This is a genomic window from Acinetobacter sp. CAU_H_S139_7, assembly GCF_058599305.1.
This window is the reverse complement of the sequence record NZ_CM178651.1, coordinates 2122911-2148141: the sequence shown is the minus strand read 5'-3', so window position 1 is coordinate 2148141 and position 25231 is coordinate 2122911. Positions and strand designations below refer to the sequence as shown.

Genomic DNA, 25231 nt, shown 5'->3' with positions numbered 1-25231 from the left:
TTTTAGTAAATTTCTGGCAGATAATATCCAAAAGCTGTTTATTTTATTGAAAATTTCTGTATCATCCGCCTCCTAGTTATGAAGTATCCAAACGCTATCTGACTAGATTTATAAAGCGCCGAGTCAAAGGACCAAAAGTCACCCGACTTATTTCTTTCAACCCATATCAGAGATGGTAATTCGATATGAGCGTTTCTTCTGTAAACCCTGCCACTAATACTACTAACGAATACTATTTGACTCGCCAAAGTCAGATGGAATCCAATGTTCGTAGCTATCCACGGAAATTACCGTTAGCGATAGCCAAAGCATTAGGCTGCTGGGTTACTGATGTTGAAGGTACAAAGTACCTCGATTGTTTAGCTGGGGCAGGAACATTGGCTTTGGGCCATAATCATCCTGCGGTAATTCAAAGTATTCAAGATACACTTGCAAGTGGTCTTCCTTTACATACTTTGGATTTAACGACACCTTTAAAAGATGCATTTACTGAAGCATTACTTGAACAATTACCAGGCGGTAAGGAAGAGTATTGTCTACAGTTCTGTGGTCCATCTGGTGCAGATGGCACGGAAGCAGCAATTAAATTAGCGAAGACGTATACCGGTCGTAGCACAGTGATTAGTTTCTCTGGTGGTTACCATGGTATGACGCACGGCGCTCTTGCAATGACAGGTAACCTGTCTGCGAAAAATGCTGTAAATGGTTTAATGCCAGGCGTTCAATTTATGCCGTATCCGCATGAATACCGTTGCCCACTTGGTTTAGGTGGTGAAGCGGGTGTGGATGCATTGACATATTTCTTTGAAAACTTCATTGAAGATGTTGAAAGTGGTGTAACCAAGCCAGCGGCTGTCATTCTTGAAGCAATTCAAGGTGAAGGCGGTGTGGTCACAGCGCCAACCAAATGGTTGAAAAAAATCCGCGAAGTGACTGAAAAACATAACATTGTGTTGATTCTTGACGAAGTTCAAGCAGGCTTTGCACGTTCAGGCAAAATGTTCGCATTTGAACATGCGGGTATTGAACCTGACGTTGTTGTCATGTCTAAAGCCGTTGGTGGTAGCTTACCGCTTGCTGTATTGGGCATTAAACGTAAGTTTGATGCTTGGCAGCCAGCAGGCCACACGGGTACTTTCCGTGGTAACCAATTGGCAATGGGTACTGGTCTTGCAACGATCAAAACCATCAAAGAACAAAACCTTGCGCAAAATGCACAAGAACGTGGTGATTTCTTACAAGCTGAATTTAAAAAGCTTGCTCAAGAGTTCCCATGTATCGGTAACGTGCGTGGTCGTGGTTTGATGATTGGTGTTGAAATTGTTGATGAGCGTAAACCAGCGGATCATATGGGTTCTTTACCTGCAGATGGTCAACTGGCAGCAGCGATTCAAGCGGCATGCTTTAACAACAAGTTATTGTTAGAAAAAGGCGGTCGTAACGGTACAGTGATTCGTTTACTTTGCCCACTTATTATCACTCAAGCTGAATGTGAAGAAGTAATTGTTCGCTTTAAGAAAGCAATTGCTGAAGCACTTGTTGCAACTCGAGGCGCGTAATCATGGTTGATTTTGCAGAACACCGTAAGGCGTTACTCTGCAATGATGCTGCATCCATTGCTGACTATTCGTCAGCAATGGACCAAGCGACTAAAGCAGTTGCAGCATGGTTGCAAAATGACAAAATGTACACAGGTGGTAGCATTAAAGAGCTACGCAGCGCGATTGCATTTAATCCTTCTAAAGAAGGTTTGGGTGTACAAAAGTCACTTGAACGTATGGTTGAGCTTTTCTTAAACAAAAGCTTAAAAGTCCATCACCCGCACTCGCTCGCGCATTTGCACTGCCCAACTATGGTGACTAGTCAAATTGCTGAAGTGCTGATTAATGCAACGAATCAATCGATGGATTCTTGGGACCAAAGTCCTGCAGGTTCATTGATGGAAGTTCAGTTGATTGACTGGCTTCGTCAAAAAGTGGGTTATGGTGCAGGTCAAGCTGGTGTGTTCACTTCTGGTGGTACACAGTCAAACTTGATGGGTGTACTGCTTGCACGTGATGCATGTATTGCGAAAAACTGGAAAGACGAAAACGGTAATCCGTGGTCTGTACAGCGTGATGGCGTGCCAGGCGATGCGATGCGCAACGTCAAAGTCATTTGTTCTGAAAATGCACACTTCTCTGTGCAAAAGAACATGGCGATGATGGGCATGGGCTTCCAATCAGTCGTGACCGTTCCTGTGAACGAGAACGCGCAGATGGATGTGGATGCACTTGAAAAAACCATGGCTCACCTTCAAGCTGAAGGTAAGATTGTGGCGTGTGTGGTTGCAACTGCGGGTACGACCGATGCAGGTGCAATTGATCCACTGAAGCAAATTCGTGAAATCACCAACAAATATGGCGCGTGGATGCACATCGATGCGGCATGGGGCGGTGCTTTAATCTTATCGAACAATCATCGCGATATGTTGGATGGTATTGAGCTTTCTGACTCAATTACGCTGGATTTCCATAAGCATTACTTCCAAACCATCTCTTGTGGTGCGTTCTTGTTAAAAGACGAAGCGAACTATCGTTTCATGCACTATGAAGCTGAGTATTTAAACTCTGCTTATGACGAAGAGCATGGCGTGCCTAACCTCGTGTCTAAGTCACTTCAAACAACACGTCGTTTCGATGCGTTAAAGCTTTGGATGACTGTTGAAGCCTTGGGTGAAGAACTGTATGGCTCTATGATTGACCACGGCGTTACTTTAACTCGTGACGTTGCTGATTATATCAATGCAGCTGCTGGTTTAGAGATGTTGGTTGATCCACAATTTGCATCTGTATTGTTCCGTGTGGTTCCAGAAGGCTATCCAGTAGAATTGCTTGATACCTTAAACCAAAACGTTGCAGACGAATTGTTTGCACGTGGTGAAGCGAATATTGGTGTCACTAAAGTGGGTCAAAATCAATCTTTGAAAATGACGACTTTAAGTCCAGTTGCGACTTTAGATAACGTGAAGAACCTGCTTGGTCTTGTCCTTGCAGAAGCGGATCGTATCAAAGGTCCAATCGCAGATGGAACCTATACACCTGCAATTGCTTAATCGATTGTTTGTGTTAAAAAAAAGGAGCTGATATCAGCTCCTTTTTTTATATGTTGTAAATATTAAAATGCATAACATCTATTGGCTAAGCATCTAATTTTAATTATGTTGGAGATGCTTTGGTTTTCTATGAAGTAGTTTTCGATATCTGCTTGAACTATGATTTTCAGGAAAATGAACTTCAATAGTTAAGACTAAAGCTAAATATTCGGGCTTTTGATTTTCAATAGGCAAATGATTTTCTTCATGAATTTTTAAGTTAAAGGTATGACCTGCACGACAGGCAAGTCCTTGTCATAATCACGGCAATTTGGGGTAAATAAATGTGTTTGGCTAGCGCTCATGGGAAAAGCCGCATTCATATGACTTGTCAAGCTTCTTACGAAAAATGAAAGGTTAAGGCGGCAGTAAAGGGTAGATGAAGCCCAAAATCTCCTTCATTGAGCTATCTTTTAGAAAAAAGATAAAGCGGTATCGTCAGAAATACCCATTATTCGGACAAATATTTCTAAAAATAAGAAAGGTACCTGAGTCTAAAAGTCATAAATTGGCTCTTGTATTCAAGATGAGTATGCTAATTTCTAAGAAATAAATGGGGGATAAAAGGTAAAAATTAAGACCTAAATGACGCTCAATTTTCTAAATATTACTCCACTCATTTGTCATTTATGGGTTATGAAATTCTGACAAATGGCGAAAATTTATATGGATTCTGCATATGGGTATACGCAAATTTTTATAGATTAGAAGGGCTATTCAATGTTAAAGAAATCAAAGTCTATGGAGTTCTTTTTTGCTTTATGTATTGATTCTAAATGTGTTTTATTTTTTATAAAAGCGTAAAAGATGTTGATGTAAAATGAATTATGCACTCTCGGTATATCGAAATAAGAAAAATTCTTTACGTGTTTAGAGTGGGTGAAATTGAACAAAGTGTAACGAATCATGGACAAATAAAAATAAACATCATGAAAGTGTCACAATGCTGTAACTTGCTTGTCATATTCTGAAATCAAAATGCAGTTATCCAAAAAAGTACAAGACTGAATAAAAAGTGGCGTACTCCAAAATGTTTAATATGTGAGATAACAAATATGCGCTTAAACCATATCGCACTTGCAGTAGTAGTTTCTGGGGCAGCTGTAGCAACCACGGCAAATGCAGCTCGTGACACAATCCAAATTGCGGGTTCTTCAACAGTTTTACCATATGCAAGTATTGTTGCTGAAGAATTTGGTAATACTTTCCCACAATTTAAAGCACCCGTTGTTGGTTCTGGCGGTTCTTCAGGTGGCTTAAAACAGTTCTGTAATGGTGTGGGTGATAACACAATTGATATCGCAAACGCATCTCGTAAAATTAAAGATACAGAATTAGCTGCTTGTAAGAAAGCTGGTGTCAACCAAGTGATCGAAATCAAAATTGGTTATGACGGTATTGTGTTCGCTTCAAATGCAAGCAAAGCAGCATACAAATTACGTCCACAGCACGTCTATGCAGCTTTAGCAGCGCAGTTACCATCTAACGGTAAAATGGTTGCAAACCCATATACACGTTGGAACCAAATTGACAAAAGCCTTCCAAATGAACCAATCACTTTAGTGATTCCAGCATCAAACCACGGTACACGTGAAGTGTTCCAAGAAAAAATGGTTGATGCAGGCTGCGAAACTTATGCAGCAATCAAGGCAATGGATAAAGATGCACAAAAGAAAGCATGTTCAACTTTCCGTAAAGACGGCAAAGTGATTGAGATTGCGGGTGACTACACTGAAACTTTAGCGCGCTTAAAAACCTCGCCTAGCGCAGTAGGTGTGTTTGGTTTAGGTTTCTACGACCAAAACCGAGACAAGTTACGCGTAGCTACAGTGAACAATGTTGCACCATCTGAAAAGACAATTTTGAATGGTTCATACCCAGTTTCTCGCCCACTATTCTTCTACGTGAAGGGTGAGCATTTGAAATCAATCAAAGGCTTAAAAGAATACACGGAATACTTCATCAGCAAGAAAGTATCAGGTAAAGGTTCTAAGCTTGAGCGTGCTGGTTTGATCTCAATGTCAGACAAAGAGCGTGCAGCAGTTCTTGCGAACTTCAAAGCAGGCAAAGCGGTTAAGTAATTAAGCGTAGAAACAGTCAACGGTAGGCAAGTCCTACCTTTGACGTTTTTTACTAGGATTAAGTTTTTTCAAATAATGAAAATTGAAAGAACCGTGGAGAATACATGAATCTGCTACTTATAGGTGTGTTATTGGCACTGATCGCCATAGCCTATCAAATGGGCTTAAGCCAGAGCCGTAACTTAGCAGGTAAGGGAAATAATTCTGCAAAATTACACTCACGTCCGGGGTATTACGGTGCGTTAGTGGCTTTGTGGTGTGGTATCCCTGCTTTTTTAATTTTGATTGTTTGGAATATTGTTGAACCAAATGTTTTGAATCATGTGGTACTAAATCACGTGCCAGCACAAGTCGCTGCAACCTTAGATGCTGCTAGTACGGATGTGTTGATCAACCGTGTGGAAGCGATTGCTTCAGGTTTTGGTGTAACAGATACACCAGCCGCGTATGAGCTTGCTGCTGCGGAGCAACTGGCGAAGTTTCAAAGCATTGGTACATTTGCCAAAATTGCAGTGGTGATTTGTGCGGCACTGGCAGGTTTAGTCGCTGCAAAAAAACGCATTGCAACTCAGTTCCGCGCTCGTAACCAAGTTGAGAAAACCATTAATGTTGCACTTGCGCTCTGTTCTGGTGTCGCGATTCTAACCACGATTGGTATCGTGATGTCGATGTTCAGCGAAGCGATGCGATTCTTCCACTTCGTGAGTCCACTCGACTTTTTCTTCGGTACAGAATGGAACCCAGGCTTTAGTACCTCTGGTAATGCAGAAGGAAGCTACGGCTTACTGCCATTACTTTGGGGTACCTTAATGGTCAGTGGTATTGCACTCTTGGTTGCAGTCCCTGTGGGATTAATGATCGCGATCTATCTTGCTGAATATGCATCTTCTGGGTTTCGCTCATGGGCAAAACCAACTATTGAAGTGCTCGCAGGGATTCCAACCATTGTTTACGGTGTATTTGCACTGATGATCATTGGCCCATTCTTTAAAATGCTTGGCGAATCCGTTGGTTTACACATCAACGCAACCAGCGCACTCACTGCTGGTTTCGTCATGGGGATCATGATTATTCCTTTCGTTTCATCGCTGTCTGATGACATTATCACGCAGGTGCCACGTGCATTACGTGATGGCTCATTAGGTTTGGGTGCGACAAAGTCTGAAACCATTCGTCAGGTGGTGATACCTGCAGCACTTCCGGGCATTATCGGCGCGTTCTTGCTTGCAGCGTCACGTGCCATCGGTGAGACCATGATTGTGGTGCTTGCAGCAGGGAACAGTCCTTTATTGCATGCCAATCCACTTGAAGCCATTTCAACTGTGACCATTACCATCGTAAACCAATTGACAGGTGATACTGACTTTGCAAGCCCGCAAGCTTTGGTGGCATTTGCACTAGGTCTGACACTCTTTGTAATTACGCTTGGTTTGAACATTGTTGCACTGTACATCGTGCGTAAATATCGTGAGCAATACGACTAATGACGACTTCTAATAGCACAGCAGATCAAGTATTTGATCCACAACATGCGGCAGAATTACGAGAAAAGCGTAAGCAAACGATCAGTAATTCATTGGCAAAACGTCACCGTAAAGAAAAAACCTTTCGTTTCTTTGGTTTCTCAGCAGTGATTGCAGGTTTATTCTTTGTCGCGCTACTTTTTGGCAGTATTTTATCGAAAGGCTTACCTGCTTTTTGGCAAAGTAGCATGAGTTTACCCGTGTACTTTGACCCTGCCATTATTACGACAGGTGCAAAACCTGTACAGCGTGCAGGTGAATCTCCAGCACAGTTTGAAGAGCGTTTTATTGCTTGGCAAACTGAAATGGGTATGGTGGATTGGGATGCTTTAATTGTGAATGCCATGATTGCAAAAGATCCAGCACTTGCTTCTAAACGAGATGACTTAGCTTCTTTGTACACTAGTTCTGAAGCATATCGCTTACGTGATATGGTGATGAAAGATCCATCATTGGTCGGTAAGAAGGAAGACATTAAAGTGCTTGCTGATGCAAACGTTGATGTGTGGCTCGCAGGAAATATTGACCGTAGTTTGCCTGATGAACAGCAACAGTTGAGCCCAGAAGTTCGTCAACTTGCCGATGAAATGAAAGCTTCAGGGGTAATGGAAAATACTTTTAATACCAACATTTTTGTCAGTCCAGACTCTCGTAGTTCTCCTGCAACTTCAGGTTTAGCAGGGGCATTCATGGGGTCGCTGTTCATGATGCTGATCGTGATCATTATTTCGATTCCAATTGGTGTGGCATCTGCAATTTATCTTGAAGAATTTGCGCCTAAAAACTGGATCACAGACGTCATTGAAGTCAACATTAACAACCTTGCCGCTGTACCATCAATTGTCTTTGGTTTGCTCGGTGCTGCGATCTTTATTGGTTGGATGCATTTACCGCTTTCCGCACCATTGGTCGGTGGTTTGGTGCTGAGTTTAATGACATTACCAACGGTGATTATTACGACACGTGCATCGTTGAAAGCTGTACCACCATCAATTCGTCAGGCAGCTTTAGGGCTAGGTGCTTCACGTATACAAACCGTATTCCATCACGTTTTACCACTTGCACTACCGGGGATTCTAACGGGTGCAATCATTGGTGTAGCACAAGCATTAGGTGAGACTGCACCGCTGTTATTAATTGGTATGAGTGCATTTGTTGCAAGTGTACCTACAACTCCATTTGATCAATCGAGTGCTTTACCTGTACAGATTTTCTTGTGGCAAGGTAATGAGCTGCGTAACTTCTTCGAAGGACGTACAGCGGCTGCGATTATTGTTCTGCTTGCAATGATGATTGGACTCAACAGTATTGCAATTTGGTTACGTAAGAAATTTGAAGTCCGTTGGTAAGTGAGGGCAAAATATGAATACCGTTGTTAAAAATTCCTTAGATCAGGATCAAACAGTGAATCAAGAACACACTCAATTTACAAACCCGAATACGACCTCAGGTCAGCAGGGTACTTCTTTTGTGTCGCAGTTCGATACACAGACTTCTGCTAAGAAAGATCAGGCACAAGGACAAGTAAAACTCAGCACTACAGATGTACATGTTTACTATGGCGAAGCTGAAGCGATTAAAGGGATTGATCTGAATATCTACGAAAATGAAGTGATTGCATTTATTGGGCCATCGGGCTGCGGTAAATCGACCTTCTTGCGTACTCTGAACCGTATGAACGACACTATTGATAGCTGTCGTGTGACGGGTAAAGTGATGTTGGATAATCAAGATATTTATGACCCAAACCTAGATGTGGTACTGCTTCGCGCTCAAGTAGGTATGGTATTCCAAAAACCAAACCCATTCCCAAAGTCAATTTTTGATAACGTGGCTTATGGCCCTAAACTCCATGGTTTGGCGCGTGATAAGTATGACTTAGAAGAAATTGTAGAAAACAGCTTACGTAAAGCGGGCCTTTGGGATGAAGTCAAAGACCGTTTAAACCAACCGGGCACAGGCTTGTCCGGTGGTCAGCAGCAGCGTTTATGTATTGCACGTACCATTGCGGTGAGCCCTGAAGTGATTCTGATGGATGAGCCATGTTCAGCGCTTGACCCTATTGCAACAGCGAAAGTGGAAGAGCTAATTTCTGAACTTTCAACGCAGTATACGATTGCGATCGTGACGCACTCAATGCAACAGGCTGCACGTGTATCAGACCGTACCGCTTACTTCCATTTAGGTGACTTGATTGAAGTGAACTCAACCGAGAAAGTCTTCACTCAGCCAGATCATCAGTTAACTGAAGCCTATATTACAGGTCGTTTCGGTTAATACGCACAACTTGAAATATTTGAAAAAACAGAGCCTACGCGCTCTGTTTTTTTATGAGCGAGCATTTGGTTTAGTGATTAAATAGCCATGATGATGCACATTGTGCATTGCAGTCATATTGGACAATAAATGCGAAGATGTGTTGTCTGAGAGATTGACTCATCTTGTAAATGATTAAATGTGAAAGATAACGCATTACAGAATAAAACAAAAAATGGCTATTGAAAAAAAATGCCATTGACCTAATCTAGGTCATATACCGACGTATTATTTTAGAGAATATAATTTCTATGTTATTTCATTTACCGAAACTTCCCGCTGAAATTCGAATTACACATTTAAATGCGCGTATTAATGAACAACGTAAAAAAATAGCGCAAACAACAGCCTCTAAACTAGAGTTACTGCAACTGACTCAGCAGTTAGCGAAAGAGTCACGTCATCGTAAAAAGGCCAATCAAAAAGTTTATATTCTAGATTTTAAAGGCGATACTGCGGCAACATCGGTAGAAAGTTTACGTGAAGAAATTACCTTGATTTTAGCGACAGCCAAAGCAGGGCGTGATCGCGTTGTGGTACGTCTAGAAAGCCCAGGCGGTATGGTGCATGGTTATGGTTTGGCTGCTGCACAATTGGTTCGTTTACGTGATGCAGGTTTCAATCTCACGATCTGTGTCGATAAAGTTGCAGCGAGTGGTGGTTATATGATGGCATGTATCGCCAATCAGATTATTGCTGCACCTTTTGCGGTTGTTGGTTCAATTGGTGTAGTCGCGCAAGTTCCTAACTTTAATCGTCTGCTAAAAGAACACAATATCGATTTTGAACTGTACACAGCAGGCCAATATAAACGTACAGTGACAATGTTTGGTGAAAACACAGCAGAAGGTAAGGCGAAGTTTGAAGAAGAGTTACAACAGACGCATGTGTTGTTTAAACACTTTGTTGAAAAATATCGTCCACAGCTCAATGTTGAGAAAGTGGCGACAGGTGAGCACTGGTATGGACAAGATGCTTTAGATTTGAATTTGGTCGATCAGTTACAAACTTCAGATGCTTATTTGCTTAATTTGCTGACCGATCATGATGTTTATGTCATCTCAACGCGTAAGAAACCGACTTTAGGTGAGAAGTTAGGCTTACAAGCTGCGCAAATGGCAGATGCCTTGGTACCAGCAGTCATGAATAAAGTGATAGAAACCTTAACTAAAACCAATGCAAGTTTGGTTCAAATGCGTGATCCAAAACTTTAATATTTAGTTGGCCGATTCATTTCAAAAAGTCTGGTTCCGAAATATGCAAAAAGCAATTTTAGAACCAGACTTTTTTGTCTTAAGCTAAGTACGCTTTAATCATTTTCACTAGACGTTCAATCAGTTGATCCGCCTGATCTTTGGTAATATTCAAGGTCGGCAGTAAACGCACCACAGAACCCGCAGTAACGTTAATAATGGTGTGGTATTCATCACGAGCAATGTTCACCAAGTCACCACATGCTTTTGGTAGTTCAACACCAATCATCAAACCAAAGCCACGGACAATCACATTTTGATCGGCAAGTTGCTTACGCAGTTGTTCTACGATGTAAGCGCCTTGTTCAGCTGCATTTTGTACAATGTTTTCTTTTTGCATAATGTCGATGATGGTATACACCACACGCGAACCCAATGCTGAGCCACTATACGTTGAACCGTGGTTACCCGCGGTCAATACGCCTACACCACGACCTTGAGTCATCACCGCACCAATGGGGAAGCCATTGCCTAAACCTTTGGCTGTGGTGAGTACATCAGGAATGATGTTGGTGTGTTGGTAGGCAAAGTATTCGCCCGTACGACCATTACCTGTTTGAACTTCGTCCAACATCATCAGCCAGTTATGCTGATTACAGATCTGACGAATCTCTTCCAAGTAGCTAAAGCCTTGCGGAGCAGTGTTGACCCCACCTTCGCCCTGAATTGGTTCGACAAAGATTGCGACAATGTCTGGATGGTGAATTGTGGCTTCTTCAATGGCTTCAATGTCGCCGAATGGGACACGAATAAAACCTTCAACCAATGGGCCAAAGCCTTCTTGGACTTTTTTGTTGCCTGTTGCCGATAACGTTGCCATGGTACGCCCATGGAAAGAGTGCTCTGCAACAATGATTTTTGGATTGGCAATGCCTTGCATGTAGCCAAATTTACGGGCAATTTTGATTGCGCCCTCATTGGATTCTGCACCACTGTTTGAAAAGAATACTTCTTCCATGCCAGCAACTTCAGCAAGTTTTTGTGCTGCAGCCGTTTGCCAAGGCACTTCAAACAAGTTACTGGTATGAATGAGCGTTGCCGCTTGTTCTGCAATCGCTTCCGCAATGACAGGATGAGCATGGCCTAAACCACAGACTGCAATGCCCGTTAGCGCATCAAAGTATTCAGTACCATCCTCAGTGTACAGATAAGAGCCTCGACCTCGGACAAAGCTGATCGGCTGACGGCCAAATACTGGCATCAAATGAGAGGGTTGATCAGTTTGTACAGGAGCAAGGGTAATGTTATTCATGACTAACTCTTATCTGTTAGAGGGTAAGTGAAATCCAATATTAAGCAATTATGCTTGTAGTTTTAAAGCCTAAATCTAAATAAAAGTCGAAATATTGCTTTAGGCATACTGTTTTTCTACGTTTTGGGTATAATGCGGGTTAGATTAGTTGAGGATTGATCAATGACTGAACAAGCACGCGATACCGAAGCGTTAATTCGTGACCAAATTGCAAAACACGCTGTACTTCTTTATATGAAAGGCACCCCACAGTTTCCACAATGTGGTTTCTCTGCACGTGCTGTAGAAGCGCTTAGTCAAATTGGTCGTCCGTTTGCTTATGTGAATATTCTTGAAAATCCAGATATTCGTGCTTTGTTACCACAAATTGCAAACTGGCCTACATTCCCACAGTTATGGATCAACGGTGAGTTGATTGGTGGTAGTGACATTATTCTAGACATGTTCCAAAAAGGTGAATTACAACCTTTAGTTGAACAGCATAGTCCAGCACCTGAAGCTTAATCTTCAGTTGTAAAAAAAAGCGCCATTGAGGCGCTTTTTTTTGTTTGAGGGAAAGTGTTAATCCGCTGTAGTTACAGTGCTTACAGCTTCAGAAGTGTGTTCTGCTGCATTTTCAGTTGCAACAGTCTTCTTTTCAGCTTTTGCCTTTTTTTTGTCCTTCTTCTTTTTTTTCTTTTTCTTCGGCTCTTCTTCAAACTCAGCACCATCTTCAATGGCTTGCCAATAATCTAGCTGATCCATCACCGCCGCATAAATGGACTTCTTGGTGTAGCGTCCTTTTTTGTCTAAAGTGCCGACTGGTCGAGCCATAAGTAGTTCAAGCGCTTGATCAATCGTATCTATAGCATGAATGTGGAACTGGCCATTTGAAACCGCATCAATCACATCTTTACGTAACATTAAATGCTGCATATTTTGACGCGGAATAATCACACCTTGTTTACCAGTTAAACCTTGAAGTTTACATGCATCGAAGAAGCCTTCAATTTTCGCATTGACACCACCAATTGGTTGAACTTGACCTAATTGGTTCATTGAGCCAGTAATCGCCCAAGACTGATCAATCGGGAGTTGGCTAATCGCTGAGATTAAAGCAGACAGCTCTGCAACCGTAGCACTGTCACCATCGACTTGACCATAGCTTTGTTCAAAGGCAAGTGCGGCAGAGAAGTGTAGGGTTTGCTCACGCCCGAAATGTGCTTTTAAGAACGATGACATCAATAGCACACCTTTCGCATGCAGAGAGCCACCGAGCTCGACACTACGCTCAATATCTAGAATATCGCCGCCGCCTTGATACACGGAGGCTGTTAAACGTGACGGTAAGCCAAACTCGACATCCGCATAGTGAATGACAGAAAGTGCGTTAATTTGGCCGAGGCGGTGTCCGCGCGTTTCGATGAGCTGTGTACCACGTGACAAATCCTGCCAATAGAGCTCACGTAAATAGCCTAAGCGATATTTGCGATGATCTAATGCCATATTAATGTGTTGATCCGAGACCATTTTATCGCCTGATTGGAAGGCGTGATGATGCGCCTCACGAATCAAATCACCCAAAGTGAGGGCATGCAGAGATAGGGAGCTTTGATCTTCGGCTTGACGACTAGAGTCGGTCAAAAGCGCAGAAAGGGCAGATCGATCAAAAGGAAGTAGTTTATCGGCCTGTACATAGTCTGCGATCAGCTGCATATAGGCTTGTTCATTTACTTCATTACGTTGCAACGTATCAGTAAAGTCGGCACGGATTTTAAAGACACTGCCAAGCTCAGGTTCTACTTCGAGTATTTCATAATAAATTTCAGGCTCAGCCAGTAAAACCACTTTCAAATTAAGCGGGATTGCTTCAGGTTCAATTGAGATACTTCCTGTCAGTGTCAACATATGTTCAAGTGAAGAAAGTTTTAACTGGCCTGATTTTAAAGCACGTTTTAGACCTTGCCATGCATAAGGCTGTTCAAGCAGTTGTTCTGCTTCTAACATTAAAAAACCACCATTGGCTTTATGTAATGTCCCTGGGCGGATTAAGGTAAAGTCTGTAGTAATGGTGCCATGTTGAGTCAGTTGCTCTACGTGGCCAAGCAAATTGTAGTGAGTTGGGAAGTCTTCAAAAATAACTGGTGCACCAGCATTGGTTTTATGCGACACAATCACATTGGCTTGATAGCGCGAAGGGATACGACTAAACAGGCCAGGCGTGAAGTCATCTTCTTCTTGTTCGAGTACCACCTCGACATTGTTAATAATGTCTTCAGCATAATATTTTAAGTAGTCTTTTAAGCCTTCAACCTCAGCAAACTTAGTCAGTAACTGTTCGACTTTAGGTAATAAAACTTGCTTGGCAATATCGCGATTCAACACTTGAACTTTATCGCGGGCATCTTCCTCCAAGTCGCCTAAATGCATGCCTAAACGCTCAAGTTTTTTGTCCATATGGCGTATATTGGCATTAATTTCAGAACGCTCTTTAGAGCTTAAAGCATTGATGTCGGCCTGCGTCATTTCCAATACTTTATCGTCTACATACTGGACGGGGATAAAGCAGTGCTCATCATTACGAGAGATTAGTTTGAGGTCGAGTTCTTCACCTTCTTGGGTCAATTCAATCAATGCTTGTTGCTGAACATCACCTGTTTGTTGGCGAATGGCTTCTATACGGTTGTGGTAGGTTTCAGCAGTAAAGCGGCGCTCAAGTTGCTTTAAAGTGGTTTGCCATGTTTGATGTAACATGGTTTGAAATTTTACCGCCTGACCCGCAGGTAATTCTAAAGCAATCGGTTGACGTGGGCTTTTAAAATTATAAACGTAAACCCAATCGTTCGGTGTCGGCATATTTTTGGCGTGTTGCTGGAGTAAACGCTTGACCATGGTGCGCTTGCCCAAGCCAGCTGTTCCTACGGCAAAGATGTTATAGCCAGAGTAAGGTAAGGAAATGCCTGCTTCAACTGAAGCACGTGCGCGGTCTTGCCCTAAAAAATTATTGAGCGGTTTAATACGACGCGTTGAGGCTGGAATCTTATCCAGAGCAGGTGTGTGCGTCAGTTGCTCTGCTTGAAGTTGTGTCTTTGCTAAGGTCGTTTGAATTTCGGGTTGGTCAAATGCTGAACTAAGGTTGTTTTCTGGATTTTCTTGACTATTTAATGCGGGTGGTACAGATATAGAAGAGCTCATTTGATCGTGTTTTTGGGTCACTTTGAAATCCGAAACTAAAGATTGCGTTAGAAACTTAAAGGTATACAGGTTTAATGCAAAAGATCAAGCAAAGTCGCAGTGTTTGTCGACAAAAATAGAACATTGATTTTATAAATCAGGTTGAAACAAATTGTATTAAGGGTTTGAATAGCAGCATTGGTTTTAAGACAACAAAAACGTAATGACAACACAATCTTCAGGATGGAAATCCGCCTTTACTGCATTTTTAGATCGCCGTGCGTTGATCATGCTGTTTTTGGGTTTCTCAGCAGGTATCCCAATCCTGTTAATTTTCTCGAGCTTATCTTTATGGTTAGGTGAGGCAGGTATCGATAAGAGCGCTGTGACTTTTTTTAGTTGGGCTGCTCTGGGTTATTCATTCAAATTTGTTTGGGCCCCTTTGGTCGATGAATTACCTGTACCAGTGCTGACCAAATTATTGGGTCGTCGGCGTGCGTGGTTATTGATCGCACAACTCTTAATTATCTGTGCCATTTCTATCATGGCTTTTTCAGATCCGTCTCTTGGTCAGAGCTATCTTTACCAAATGGCTGCGGGTGCAGTGCTTTTAGGTTTTTCTGCTGCGACACAAGATATTGTGATTGATGCCTATCGTATTGAACTGGCAGAAACGCAAATGCAAACGGTGTTGGCTTCAACCTATAACGCAGGCTACCGCATCGGGATGATCGTTGCAGGTGCGGGTGCGTTATTTTTAGCGGCTTATTTGGGTACAGCTAAGGGCAACTATATTTATGAGGCATGGAAGTGGACCTATTTGGCAATGGCGGCGGTCATGTTGGTCGGGATCGCAACCACTTTATGCATACGTGAGCCACAAGTTGATCGGGTACGTAAAGAATATAAACGCGTAGATTATTATCGTTTAGTGGCGGTTTTCTTTGTATCTGTGATGAGTTTTGTGCTGAGTTATGTTTACTCAGGCAAGCTCACAGAAATGCTAATTCAGCTCTGGACGATCAAAGATAGTTTTGCATTGTTTTGTTTTGAAGCTTTACGTTTTATTGGCTCTGGTGCGGTTGCATTTATGGTGGGTTCAAGCCTTGTCAAAATGGGCGCTGTGAATAAGCAAATGGCCTATGAAACATGGGTGAATCCTGTTGCTGACTTTTTTAAGCGTTATGGCGTGAAATTGGCGTTAGTATTGCTATTGTTGATTGGTTTTTACCGTATTTCCGACATCATTGCAGGTGTGATCTCCAATGTGTTTTATCAAGACTTAAACTTTACCAAAGAGCAGATTGCTGAAGCAGTGAAAGTTTATGGGGTGATTTTTAGTTTGGTTGGTGGCTTTTTAGGAGGGCTACTGGCACAGCGCATGAACATCATGAAGTTGATGTTTGTCGGTGCAATTTTAGCTAGTTCAACTAATCTTATTTTTATTGGTTTGGTCAAATCAGGACAACCTTTAAATGATGTTGTGATCAATGTTGGTGAGCAAAGTTTCAAAACTCAAGCGGATGAGACAGGTGCATGGGCAATTAAGGTTCCTGTTGAGCAGCTTCAGGCAAATGAACGTCTAACTGCAACGGCCAGTTTTCAAAATGATACTTCACAGCCTGTCTCGGTCACATTGCCTTACATTAGTCAAACGGGTGCATCTACGGCATTGCTGTTGCTTCCGATCACGGCTGATAATGTGATTGATCAACGAGAGTCTGAAGGAAGTATCGTGGTACGAGGTCAATACCTTGCTACACTGGCTGAAAACCAAAGTATTAAATTGAGCTTAGATGGTCAAAGTTTTGATGCAAAGCTAGACAAAGAAGGTGTGTTTAGCGCAGCAATCCCTGCTCAACTGCTTCTTGATTCAAACTCTAAAAAGCTGAATGCCGTATTGATGCAAAATGAGCGTGCGCAACAACACACTGCACTGAATTATCAGGTGGATCCTGAAGCTGAGAAATCTGCAACTCTAGATGTTGATCTTCAACCGATTAATTTGAATAAAGCAGTTGATGGGCAGTTAGAAGTTAAAGGGAAGGTGATTAAAGAATATAGTTCAAACTGGCTGTATTTTGCGATTATTGTCGATAACTTGGCATCAGGTTTAGCTGGTGCTGCATTTATTGCATTTCTATCAAGTTTGACCAGCGTATCTTTTACTGCGGTTCAGTATGCGATTTTTAGTTCATTGATGACGTTGACACCTAAAATACTAGGTGGATATTCAGGGACAATTGTGTCCAATATTGGCTATCCAAATTTCTTCTTGCTGACCACACTCATTGGGATCCCAATTTTAATCTTAGTGGTCTGGGTGGCGAAACTTCTACGTGAGCATGCCGCTGAGCAAAGTTAAAGCATCGATTTATTTCGAATGAAAAAAGTAGCCCTTGTGGCTGCTTTTTTTATGGTTGAGGTTTGAAATATAGAGCGGCATTGCCTATATTGGGTGGCTGAGAATAAATCATGAGGAAATTCCAATGCGCATGCTACATACCATGCTACGTGTAGGCAATTTAGAACAATCTTTGGCATTCTATACTGAAGTGCTTGGTATGACTTTACTTCGTAAGCGTGATTATGAAGAAGGTCGTTTTACTTTGGCATTTGTGGGTTATGGTGATGAAGAAAATCATACGGTTTTAGAGCTGACACATAACTGGGATACGGACAGTTATGAACTGGGCAATGCTTATGGTCATATAGCGATTGCAGTAGACGATGCATATAAAGCTTGTGAGGAAATCAAAGCGCGCGGTGGTAATGTCGTGCGTGAAGCCGGACCAATGAAGGGTGGCGTAACGGTTATTGCCTTTGTAGAAGATCCAGATGGCTATAAAATTGAACTGATTCAACAAGATAATAATGCACGTAATAACTAAACCGTTATTCGGTCATATGCAGCGTGTATGCACAGTATTAATTAAAAAAATATTGAACATATTCTGTAAAAGCTAGCTTTATTTATATAGCTCAGTAAGATGAATTTACCCAAAGGTAAATTAGTCACTGGGCTTTTTCATTTTTAGAGGAATGACAGGATGTTGGTATGTTGAAATTATTGGCACTCGATCGGTTTACGTTATTGCTATTTGTTATGGTGCTCTTAGCCAGCTTTGTCCCTGTTTCAGGTCAAGCTGCCAGTGTTTTTGGTGTACTGACGACGGTCGCGATTGCAATATTATTCTTTTTGCATGGGGCTAAACTATCCCGTGAAGCCGTGATTCAGGGCATGATGCATTGGAAACTCCACGCGTTGGTTTTTGCATTTACCTTCATCCTTTTTCCCGTTTTAGGTTTGCTTGCTAAACCTGTATTGGTACCACTACTTGGGCAGGAGTTGTATTGGGGCTTTTTGTTTATGTGCTTTTTGCCATCGACAGTACAGTCTTCAATTGCGTTTACTTCGGTCGCGCAAGGCAATGTGGCTGGGGCGGTATGTAGTGCTTCATTCTCGAATTTGATCGGGATGTTTATTACCCCTGTGATGGTGGTCTTTTTCATTTTGGGGCAATCAGAGCATGGTTTTGATCCAACCTCGTCTATTCTTCAAATCACCTTATTGCTGTTGGTTCCCTTTGTCCTTGGACAGCTACTTCGACCATATGTCTTTCCGTATATGCAAAAAATGCCAAGCATCGTCAAAGCATTCGATCAGGGTTCGATATTAATGGTGGTGTACGGTGCTTTCAGCGGTGCTGTGGTGGCCGGTCTATGGCAAGAGGTGAGTGTTGGTACTTTAATCTTATTGATCATTGTCTGTTCGGTCTTATTGACGATTATTATGTTGCTTGGGTTGTTTTTACCACGTTGGTTAGGCTTTAATCGTGCCGATCAGAAAACCATTTTTTTCTGTGGCTCTAAAAAGACTTTGGCTAGTGGTGTTCCGATGGCACAGATTCTTTTTATTGGACAACCTTTGGGGATGATTGTTTTACCGATTATGATTTTTCATCAAATACAGCTGATGGTGTGTGGGATTATTGCTAACTATTGGGCCAAGCAATCTGAAATTGAAACGAAAGAATAATTGGCTATCTGATACTATATCTCGTATAATATTTGCCACTTGTTGTGCTTAGCCCTGACGGTATCCGTCTCGGTGGGCCAAAAGAATGGTCTGTTATGGTGTTGATCTGCAACTTAATTTAATTAAGTGGCCCTTTCCTCAATTTTGAGAGTGATCAATTGCGATGACAGCAAAACCTTCTTTAATTTTTATGGAGTAATCGACGATGCGCGCCGATATTCACCCAAAATACCAAACTTTAGTTGCTACATGTTCTTGCGGTAACGTAATTGAAACTCGTTCAGCACTTGGTAAAGAAACTGTTTACCTGGACGTATGTTCAGCTTGCCACCCATTCTACACTGGTAAGCAAAAGAACGTTGACACTGGAGGTCGTATCGACAAGTTCAAACAGCGTTTTGCTGGCATGTCACGTTCTATCAAACGCGACTAATAGCAAAAGAAAAAAACGGGCATTTGCCCGTTTTTTTATGCCTATGATATTTGAATACAGAGTCATGGGGCTGCTAGTTAGACCATATAATAAAAAGACCCCGTATAGGGGCCTTGAAATTTAGAGGTCAGTATCCAAGGTCAAAGCTTTACTGATCCTGCACATCAATCAGATGATCGAGTTTCTTCTGGAAATAATCGCCTTGAATAAAGCGGGCATCGACATTCCATGCATTGGCAAACGAAGTCATATCATTCAGATCACGCAGCATAATTTGAATGTTTTTCAATTGATGATATACCGCAACTTTTTCTTGCAACTCTTCCGTGTTAGCGTCGCTACTGAGCATGCGAGTTAAGTTTTCATGTAAGGTGAGATTGTTGATATCGAGCTGACGTAAGATAGATTCACTATAAATACTATTACCAAAGTCGCGAATCGAAACTTCAGCACCATATTGGCGAAGCTGGGCAATGTATTTTTGCGCTTCAGCAATGTTTTGGCTGATATCATCCTCAGAGAACTGAAGGATAATTGGATGACTTAACTTACTGCGTACAATGGTAATCAGTTTGGCGATAAATTCTGGGAAAGAGCGGTCATTCAAGAGTACGGCTTTGTTTAAGTTTACAATCAACTTTGCTTCAGGATACTGAGTGATAAAATTGTGTAGTTGTTTACACGACTCAACTAAAATCCAACGGTCAAGTTTAATAGACAGTTCGTGATCTTCACTTAACTCTTTGAGGCTTGATATATCTTTCCACGTATTACCATAAATAAAGCCACTGGTAACCTCATAGGTATATAAATTGGTGTCTTCTTTGTCATAAAGCTGTTGATATTTAAGATGAATCTCACCACGCTCTAATGCAAGATGTAAAGCTTTAAGTACCGTAGGCTCATTTGCTTTTTTTTGAGTGTCTAAAGTATCGCTGACAGTAGGGTTGATCAACTCAATCACAGGCATATCAATACTGGCTTTTTGCTCAATTTCGCAATCGTCTTGATTGGTCGGTAAAGCGGTTTTAAAGGCTGAGCACAATAAGTTTTCAAACTGATCTTGATTTGAAATTTCACCTTTCAATAAAGTATAGCCAATGCGCAAATTTACGGGATAGCTATTGTTTTCTACGGTAATGAGTTGTGGTTTGGTGAGCGCATTTAACGCAATCAGCTTAGATTCGAGTTTGGCCTGTGATTCTGCTTGGAATAAACCAACGATGGTTTGCCCACCCGCCTTAAACAGAGGAATATGAGTCTGTTCATTTAAAAAGCTGTAAATATTGTTAAAATAATCACGCGTAGTTGCCCAGTTGGCTTTAAAAATTTCATCTGGACAAGAGCTGAGTGCAAAGCTAACCAAAGCATTCTGATCAGAAGGCTGTTTGGTCATAGCACGGTTAATTTGTTGATACGTATTAGGTTGTATCGCATGCTTTTCAGTGTTGACCGATGGAGCAGTGGTGCGTTCAGATTCGACTTCAATCGTCAGTTGGAGCGCATCCTCTTCAGGTGCAGCTAAAAATTCAACCTTTAAAGGATTTTTAGTATGGGCATTATTATTAAGAGTAGCAACTTCAAAAGCACCTAAATCAAACTGACCTTGTGAAATTTTCTTAAAACGGATTTTGAAATCGTTTACATCTTTCGGCTGGAGAATATCAAGCAGAGGTTGACCAATAATATCATCTTCAGAGCTTAGGCCGAACAGTTGTAAGTATTCAGCATTGGCTGAAACATGAATCCCTTCTTGAATTAAAGCAATGGCTTTATTGCTTTCTTCAACTAAAGTCTGTGCTTGGCTTTGCGCTGTTTCAAGCTCATTCATGAGTTGTTGTTGACTTTGCAATAAGCGACTTAATGACAGCGCACGCAGTAGACCTAAGTAAAAGTTATCCGCTTCTTCTAAGTCCAAAATATCATAGACCCCTTTACGAATAAAACTTGCGTATTGGGTTGATTGATATTCATCTGGCTTTAATAAAATCAGTGGTAAATTGACTTGGTTAGAGTTGCGAATCAAAGTCAGTGCTTGTTCATACTTTAGGTCATAAGCGCGACCAAAAATCACCACATCCCAAGGCAGATGAAGCTGTTTTTCAAAGTTTTGTAAGTCATCCAGTAAAGTGGCATGAACTTGATGATCGCTAGAAGTTAAAAGGTCACGAATTTGGTTATAACGGATCTGATTATCATCAATAATGAGTAAACGTGTTTCCGTACGTTTTAACTTTTTAGATAATAATGGATTTCTCACTTCAATGCTTCCCATAAATCGTGATTCTTAATAGCATTCATTTGCTTTTGAATAAAACTTTGAACCAATGGTTCTTGTTGGTCATTCAACAATTCATAATCAAAACGAATAAAACTTTGTGTAATTAAATGTGCTTTTACTAAATAAATTTTAAGATCTTCATCACCTAGGCGTAAGTGAATGGTTTGTTTTTCTCGGTACATATTCGAACCTGGGACAATAAGACTAGTCTGTACTTCATCAAGCTGGGACGTTTGTACCAATAACGCAGGTTGATAGTTCTGAGTGGTTCGGTCTGTTTTTACCATTACGGCACATGGGAAAAGATCTTGCGCTAAGATTTCTAACCCTAGTTCCAAGCTTTTTTCACTTGATTGTTTAATCCAGCGAATCACACCACCGCGCCATTGGCTATGCGCATTTTCTTGGACCAAAATAAACTCACCTGTTTTTAAATGTGCAGGTGTTGGTCCAGTCCAACGAATACGGTAACCATTCACGCTAATATCTAAAACTTCGGCAGGGTAGATTTGTTTCGACTCACGATCAATCATACGAGCAGAACTCGTCTCCACAGGAATATTACTGTTCATGGAGTTGATCACGTGACTTTCATTCTGAAAGTTGTAGTTACCTTCTAGCTCTAAAGTTTCATTAAAGTTCTTGCCTTTAGACAAATAGAAATGTGCGACTGACAGGCCAAAACAAATTTGTAATTGGGCCGAGTATTCATATCGTTCATGCTTACGTTCAATGTTATTGGTCAATAAGTTATGAATGTGAAAATGCAGAGCAGGGGTAAGGAAAATCTTCTCATCGCGAGACAGTGGCTCAGCGCGTTTAGTTTGCATCTCTGAGAGATGATCAAGCAGGGCTTGCGTCGAGATAAAAATATTGGGTTGAATATGACTGTTTTTTTGAGAATTATAGGTCGGTGGATAGTCTTTTGATGCATCGACAATATAGCGAGATAAGGTGGTTTCTTTAGGTAATATTTGAATCAGTTTCGCCCAATCAAAACTACACAAAAATAGCCCTTGAATCTCACCTGGACGGATTTGATGGGTATTAAAAATATCCAATAGAATGAGCTGCGCATAGGCTTGGCTAATATTGTTGAGTTGATGCTGTGTACCTTGTATTTGATTAATGTTGGTCAAATAGAAGTTATTTTGGATAGCAGAATCTAAGAGCTGATGAGCCGCTAGCCACTGACCCGGAATAGGGGAACTATAGAGCAAGTGTTGTTGGTACAACAACAGTGACAGTTGTTGTAAAGCATAATAACTCGATACGGTTCGAGCCGTTTGTAGGTTCTTTTTTTGATTAAAAGCAAATAGAGAAAACTTATTTTGAGTGATTTGCTGAGAAACACGTTTTGCAATGTCGATATAGACTTTAGCAAAATGACTACGCATTAATAAGGCAAGCTCAATAATATGGTCATTTCGATCAGTGGTGATGAGGCCCTGATTAAAAAAATGTTTTTCTAAGCTGGTAAGCACATTTTCCAAATTTGGATGCAGTACTTGAACCAAATCAAAGCGAAGTGTTTCGCTGACTTGAAGCTCGGAAACCTCAAGTAATGCTTGAAATAAGGAACGAGAAGAATCACCCAATTGTAAAATGGATAAGTTTGCCAACCATTCTTGTAAGCCTTTGACTGTGCTTGGGCAGAAACTAAGCTTATCCAACTTTAATTCGGTTGGTTTTTGGAAGATATCTGAAGTACTCGTCGTCATCATCGTTATTATTTAACTCAAAAAGTTGAAACCCCGAAAAGTGGTGTCTTATTCTTTTCTCCCGCAATTTCCCTGACCAGCTTGGGAACCAGATAGCCGGGTAGATTCGCCAATAATCCTTGATATAGAAAATCAATGTCTTGCGGGTTTAAATCAAAATGGTGAGCCCCTTTTACTTTATCTAAAACATGTAAATAGTATGGCAATACACCTGCATCGAATAAACGGTAGCTCAAATCTGTCAAAATTTGAACGTGATCATTGACCCCTTTCAACAAAACCGCCTGATTGAAAACGGTGATTTTTTCTGCGACTAATTGCTGTAATTGACGGCAGGTAAGATCATCCAATTCCGATGCATGATTTGAGTGTACCACTAGAATAATGCGCAGCCTACTGTTTTTTAAGATGGAAATTAGCTCATCATCGACACGGTTAGGCATTACGATAGGAACTCGTGAGTGAATTCTCAAAAATTTAAGTTGGGGAATACTTTCTAAGCGTTCAATCCATAATTTTATTTTACGATTGGACAGTGTTAAGGGGTCTCCGCCACTCAAAATGACTTCATTAATGTCAGGTTGCGACTGAATATAGTGTTGAATATTGATCCAATCTTCTGACTTTGGCAGGTTCTCTTGATAGGGGAAATGTCGGCGAAAACAGTAACGACAATGAACGGCACATGCCCCTGTCAGCGTAAGTAAGAAACGAGTTTTATATTTGTGCAAAACACCGGGTTGTTGGTTGGCCTTTTCCTCACCCAAGGGGTCGGTCACGAAGTCGGGATGTTCTTCAAGCTCAAGATGATGGGGCAGGACTTGAAGGAGTAAAGGATCAAGCGGATTACCTTTTTGCATTCTTGTCACAAAAGCACGGGGAACACGGAGTTTAAATTGGGTTGATGCAAGCAGTGCGCCTGACAGCAGTTGCTCAGGAGAAAGCTCTAGAATGTTAAGTAATTCTAAAGGGTCAGTAATTAAATCACTGAGTTGAGCTTGCCAATTTTGCTCTTGGTACAAATAATGAGTCATGCAATAAGGGGTCAAATACTAGGTCAAAAGAAAGTTAGGTCATCAAATCGGGTGATGTCGAAACGAGTTGTTCGGATGTGCGCGGTCTAAAAAGGCTTTTTCAATACACAAAAACACGCGGAACGGGGCTATTTTATCAAGATCTTAGGCTTATAGGCAGTGGATTTTCATTGCTTCATAACACCTTGCTCATTTACAATACGAGGCATCAAAAAAGATGCCCTATCTTTACAGCCCAGCTTTTCAAAGCTTTGGTGTCTAAGATAAAGACATAAATATTTAAGTTAGTTAGTTTGGAGTGCGCCAGTCATGGCCTATTATTCTACGAATGATTTCAAGTCAGGCCTTAAGGTTATGCTTGATGGTAACCCATGTTCAATCATGGAAAATGAATATGTAAAGCCAGGTAAAGGTCAAGCATTTAACCGCGTAAAACTACGTAATTTACGTTCTGGTAAAGTTTTAGAAAAAACATTTAAATCTGGCGATTCTTTAGAAGCGGCTGACATTGTAGAAGTAGAAATGGAATACTTGTACAACGACGGCGAAATGTGGAACTTTATGGATCCTGTATCATTTGAACAGATCGCTGCTGACAAAACAGCAATGGGCGATGCTGCAAAATGGTTAAAAGATGATTCAAATGAAAAATGTACCATTATGTTGTTCAATGGCGTGCCGTTAACAGTAAACCCACCAAACTTCGTAGTTTTGAAAATTGTTGAAACTGATCCGGGTGTACGTGGTGATACTTCTGGCGGTGGTGGTAAACCTGCAAAATTGGAAACAGGTGCTGTAGTACGTGTTCCATTATTTGTACAGCAAGAAGAAAGCGTTCGTGTAGATACTCGTACTGGCGATTATTTAGAACGTGCATAATAGTTTAAAAATAGACTATTATCGGAAGGGATGATGAAAATCATCCCTTTTTTTATGCCAAAGTATTAGATCAAAACAAGGAGATGCAGAGTAAAGTCGCAAAGGAAAACAGCAGTACCTCGAATAATTAAAG

General features: G+C 41.3%; 18 protein-coding genes. 13 read left to right on the top strand and 5 right to left on the bottom strand.

The features are described from left to right. The first annotated feature begins 185 nt into the window (after window positions 1-185). From AC4MC0_RS10545 to sohB, 7 genes are all read left to right on the top strand, one after another. Window positions 186-1559 carry a diaminobutyrate--2-oxoglutarate transaminase gene (locus tag AC4MC0_RS10545; RefSeq protein WP_279043821.1) on the top strand — a complete coding sequence of 458 codons (1374 nt, stop codon included), beginning with the start codon at window positions 186-188 and terminating at the stop codon, window positions 1557-1559. A gap of 2 nt (window positions 1560-1561) precedes the next feature. After that, complete coding sequence (locus AC4MC0_RS10540) at window positions 1562-3094, top strand: pyridoxal phosphate-dependent decarboxylase family protein (RefSeq protein ID WP_335998996.1); 1533 nt, start codon at window positions 1562-1564, stop codon at window positions 3092-3094. Between the two features lie 1094 nt (window positions 3095-4188). Then, on the top strand, window positions 4189-5214 hold the full coding sequence (locus tag AC4MC0_RS10535) for a substrate-binding domain-containing protein (RefSeq protein ID WP_004693599.1): 1026 nt from the start codon (window positions 4189-4191) through the stop codon (window positions 5212-5214). Window positions 5215-5318: 104 nt separating this feature from the next. Beyond that, on the top strand, window positions 5319-6698 hold the full coding sequence (gene pstC / locus AC4MC0_RS10530; protein ID WP_125280435.1) for a phosphate ABC transporter permease subunit PstC: 1380 nt from the start codon (window positions 5319-5321) through the stop codon (window positions 6696-6698). Continuing rightward, the gene (pstA, locus tag AC4MC0_RS10525; RefSeq protein WP_279043819.1) at window positions 6698-8086 is read left to right on the top strand and encodes a phosphate ABC transporter permease PstA; all 1389 of its coding nucleotides are present in this window, start codon (window positions 6698-6700) and stop codon (window positions 8084-8086) included. Before pstC ends, pstA begins: the two co-directional genes overlap by 1 nt. 13 nt (window positions 8087-8099) lie before the next feature. After that, the gene (pstB, locus tag AC4MC0_RS10520) at window positions 8100-9014 is read left to right on the top strand and encodes a phosphate ABC transporter ATP-binding protein PstB (RefSeq protein WP_279043818.1); all 915 of its coding nucleotides are present in this window, start codon (window positions 8100-8102) and stop codon (window positions 9012-9014) included. Between the two features lie 290 nt (window positions 9015-9304). Next, entirely contained in the window at window positions 9305-10267 is a 963-nt protein-coding gene (sohB, locus tag AC4MC0_RS10515; RefSeq protein WP_279043817.1) for a protease SohB, read from the top strand. Between the two features lie 79 nt (window positions 10268-10346). On the opposite strand, the gene AC4MC0_RS10510 is transcribed toward sohB, so the two are convergent. Beyond that, a complete protein-coding gene (locus tag AC4MC0_RS10510) occupies window positions 10347-11558 on the bottom strand; it encodes an aspartate aminotransferase family protein (RefSeq protein ID WP_490737958.1) in 1212 nt (403 codons plus the stop codon). A gap of 162 nt (window positions 11559-11720) precedes the next feature. Here AC4MC0_RS10510 and grxD point away from each other — a divergent pair, with 162 nt between their 5' ends. Continuing rightward, window positions 11721-12062 (top strand): Grx4 family monothiol glutaredoxin, encoded by a 342-nt coding sequence (grxD, locus tag AC4MC0_RS10505; protein WP_004693588.1) that lies wholly within the window; start codon window positions 11721-11723, stop codon window positions 12060-12062. A gap of 57 nt (window positions 12063-12119) precedes the next feature. Here the strand turns inward: grxD and AC4MC0_RS10500 are convergent, their stop codons facing one another. Next, window positions 12120-14753 (bottom strand): Lon protease family protein, encoded by a 2634-nt coding sequence (locus AC4MC0_RS10500; protein ID WP_490737957.1) that lies wholly within the window; start codon window positions 14751-14753, stop codon window positions 12120-12122. Window positions 14754-14934: 181 nt separating this feature from the next. On the opposite strand from AC4MC0_RS10500, the gene AC4MC0_RS10495 reads away from it, so the two are divergent. The 4 genes from AC4MC0_RS10495 (at window position 14935) to rpmE (ending at window position 19183) form a co-directional block, all read left to right on the top strand. After that, window positions 14935-17076, top strand: a complete 2142-nt coding sequence (locus tag AC4MC0_RS10495) for an AmpG family muropeptide MFS transporter (protein WP_490737956.1) — start codon at window positions 14935-14937, stop codon at window positions 17074-17076. 124 nt (window positions 17077-17200) lie between these two features. Next, the gene (gene gloA, locus AC4MC0_RS10490; RefSeq protein WP_004693583.1) at window positions 17201-17602 is read left to right on the top strand and encodes a lactoylglutathione lyase; all 402 of its coding nucleotides are present in this window, start codon (window positions 17201-17203) and stop codon (window positions 17600-17602) included. 167 nt (window positions 17603-17769) lie between these two features. Continuing rightward, window positions 17770-18750, top strand: coding sequence for a bile acid:sodium symporter family protein (locus AC4MC0_RS10485; protein WP_491887028.1), 981 nt, complete (start codon window positions 17770-17772; stop codon window positions 18748-18750). 205 nt (window positions 18751-18955) lie between these two features. Beyond that, a complete protein-coding gene (gene rpmE / locus AC4MC0_RS10480; RefSeq protein ID WP_004693579.1) occupies window positions 18956-19183 on the top strand; it encodes a 50S ribosomal protein L31 in 228 nt (75 codons plus the stop codon). 148 nt (window positions 19184-19331) lie between these two features. On the opposite strand, the gene AC4MC0_RS10475 is transcribed toward rpmE, so the two are convergent. Genes AC4MC0_RS10475 through epmB form a run of 3 tightly spaced genes read right to left on the bottom strand, consistent with a single transcriptional unit; the run spans window position 19332 to window position 24219 of the window. Then, a complete protein-coding gene (locus tag AC4MC0_RS10475) occupies window positions 19332-21458 on the bottom strand; it encodes a sensor domain-containing phosphodiesterase (protein WP_491887027.1) in 2127 nt (708 codons plus the stop codon). After that, complete coding sequence (locus tag AC4MC0_RS10470) at window positions 21440-23185, bottom strand: cyclic-di-GMP receptor FimW-related protein (RefSeq protein ID WP_148827089.1); 1746 nt, start codon at window positions 23183-23185, stop codon at window positions 21440-21442. The genes AC4MC0_RS10475 and AC4MC0_RS10470 overlap by 19 nt, the downstream gene beginning before the upstream one ends. Before the next feature lie 17 nt (window positions 23186-23202). Continuing rightward, entirely contained in the window at window positions 23203-24219 is a 1017-nt protein-coding gene (gene epmB, locus AC4MC0_RS10465) for an EF-P beta-lysylation protein EpmB (protein WP_411935667.1), read from the bottom strand. Window positions 24220-24528: 309 nt separating this feature from the next. Between epmB and efp the strand changes: the two genes are divergently transcribed. Further along, complete coding sequence (gene efp / locus AC4MC0_RS10460; protein WP_004693574.1) at window positions 24529-25098, top strand: elongation factor P; 570 nt, start codon at window positions 24529-24531, stop codon at window positions 25096-25098. The last annotated feature ends 133 nt before the right edge of the window (window positions 25099-25231 follow it).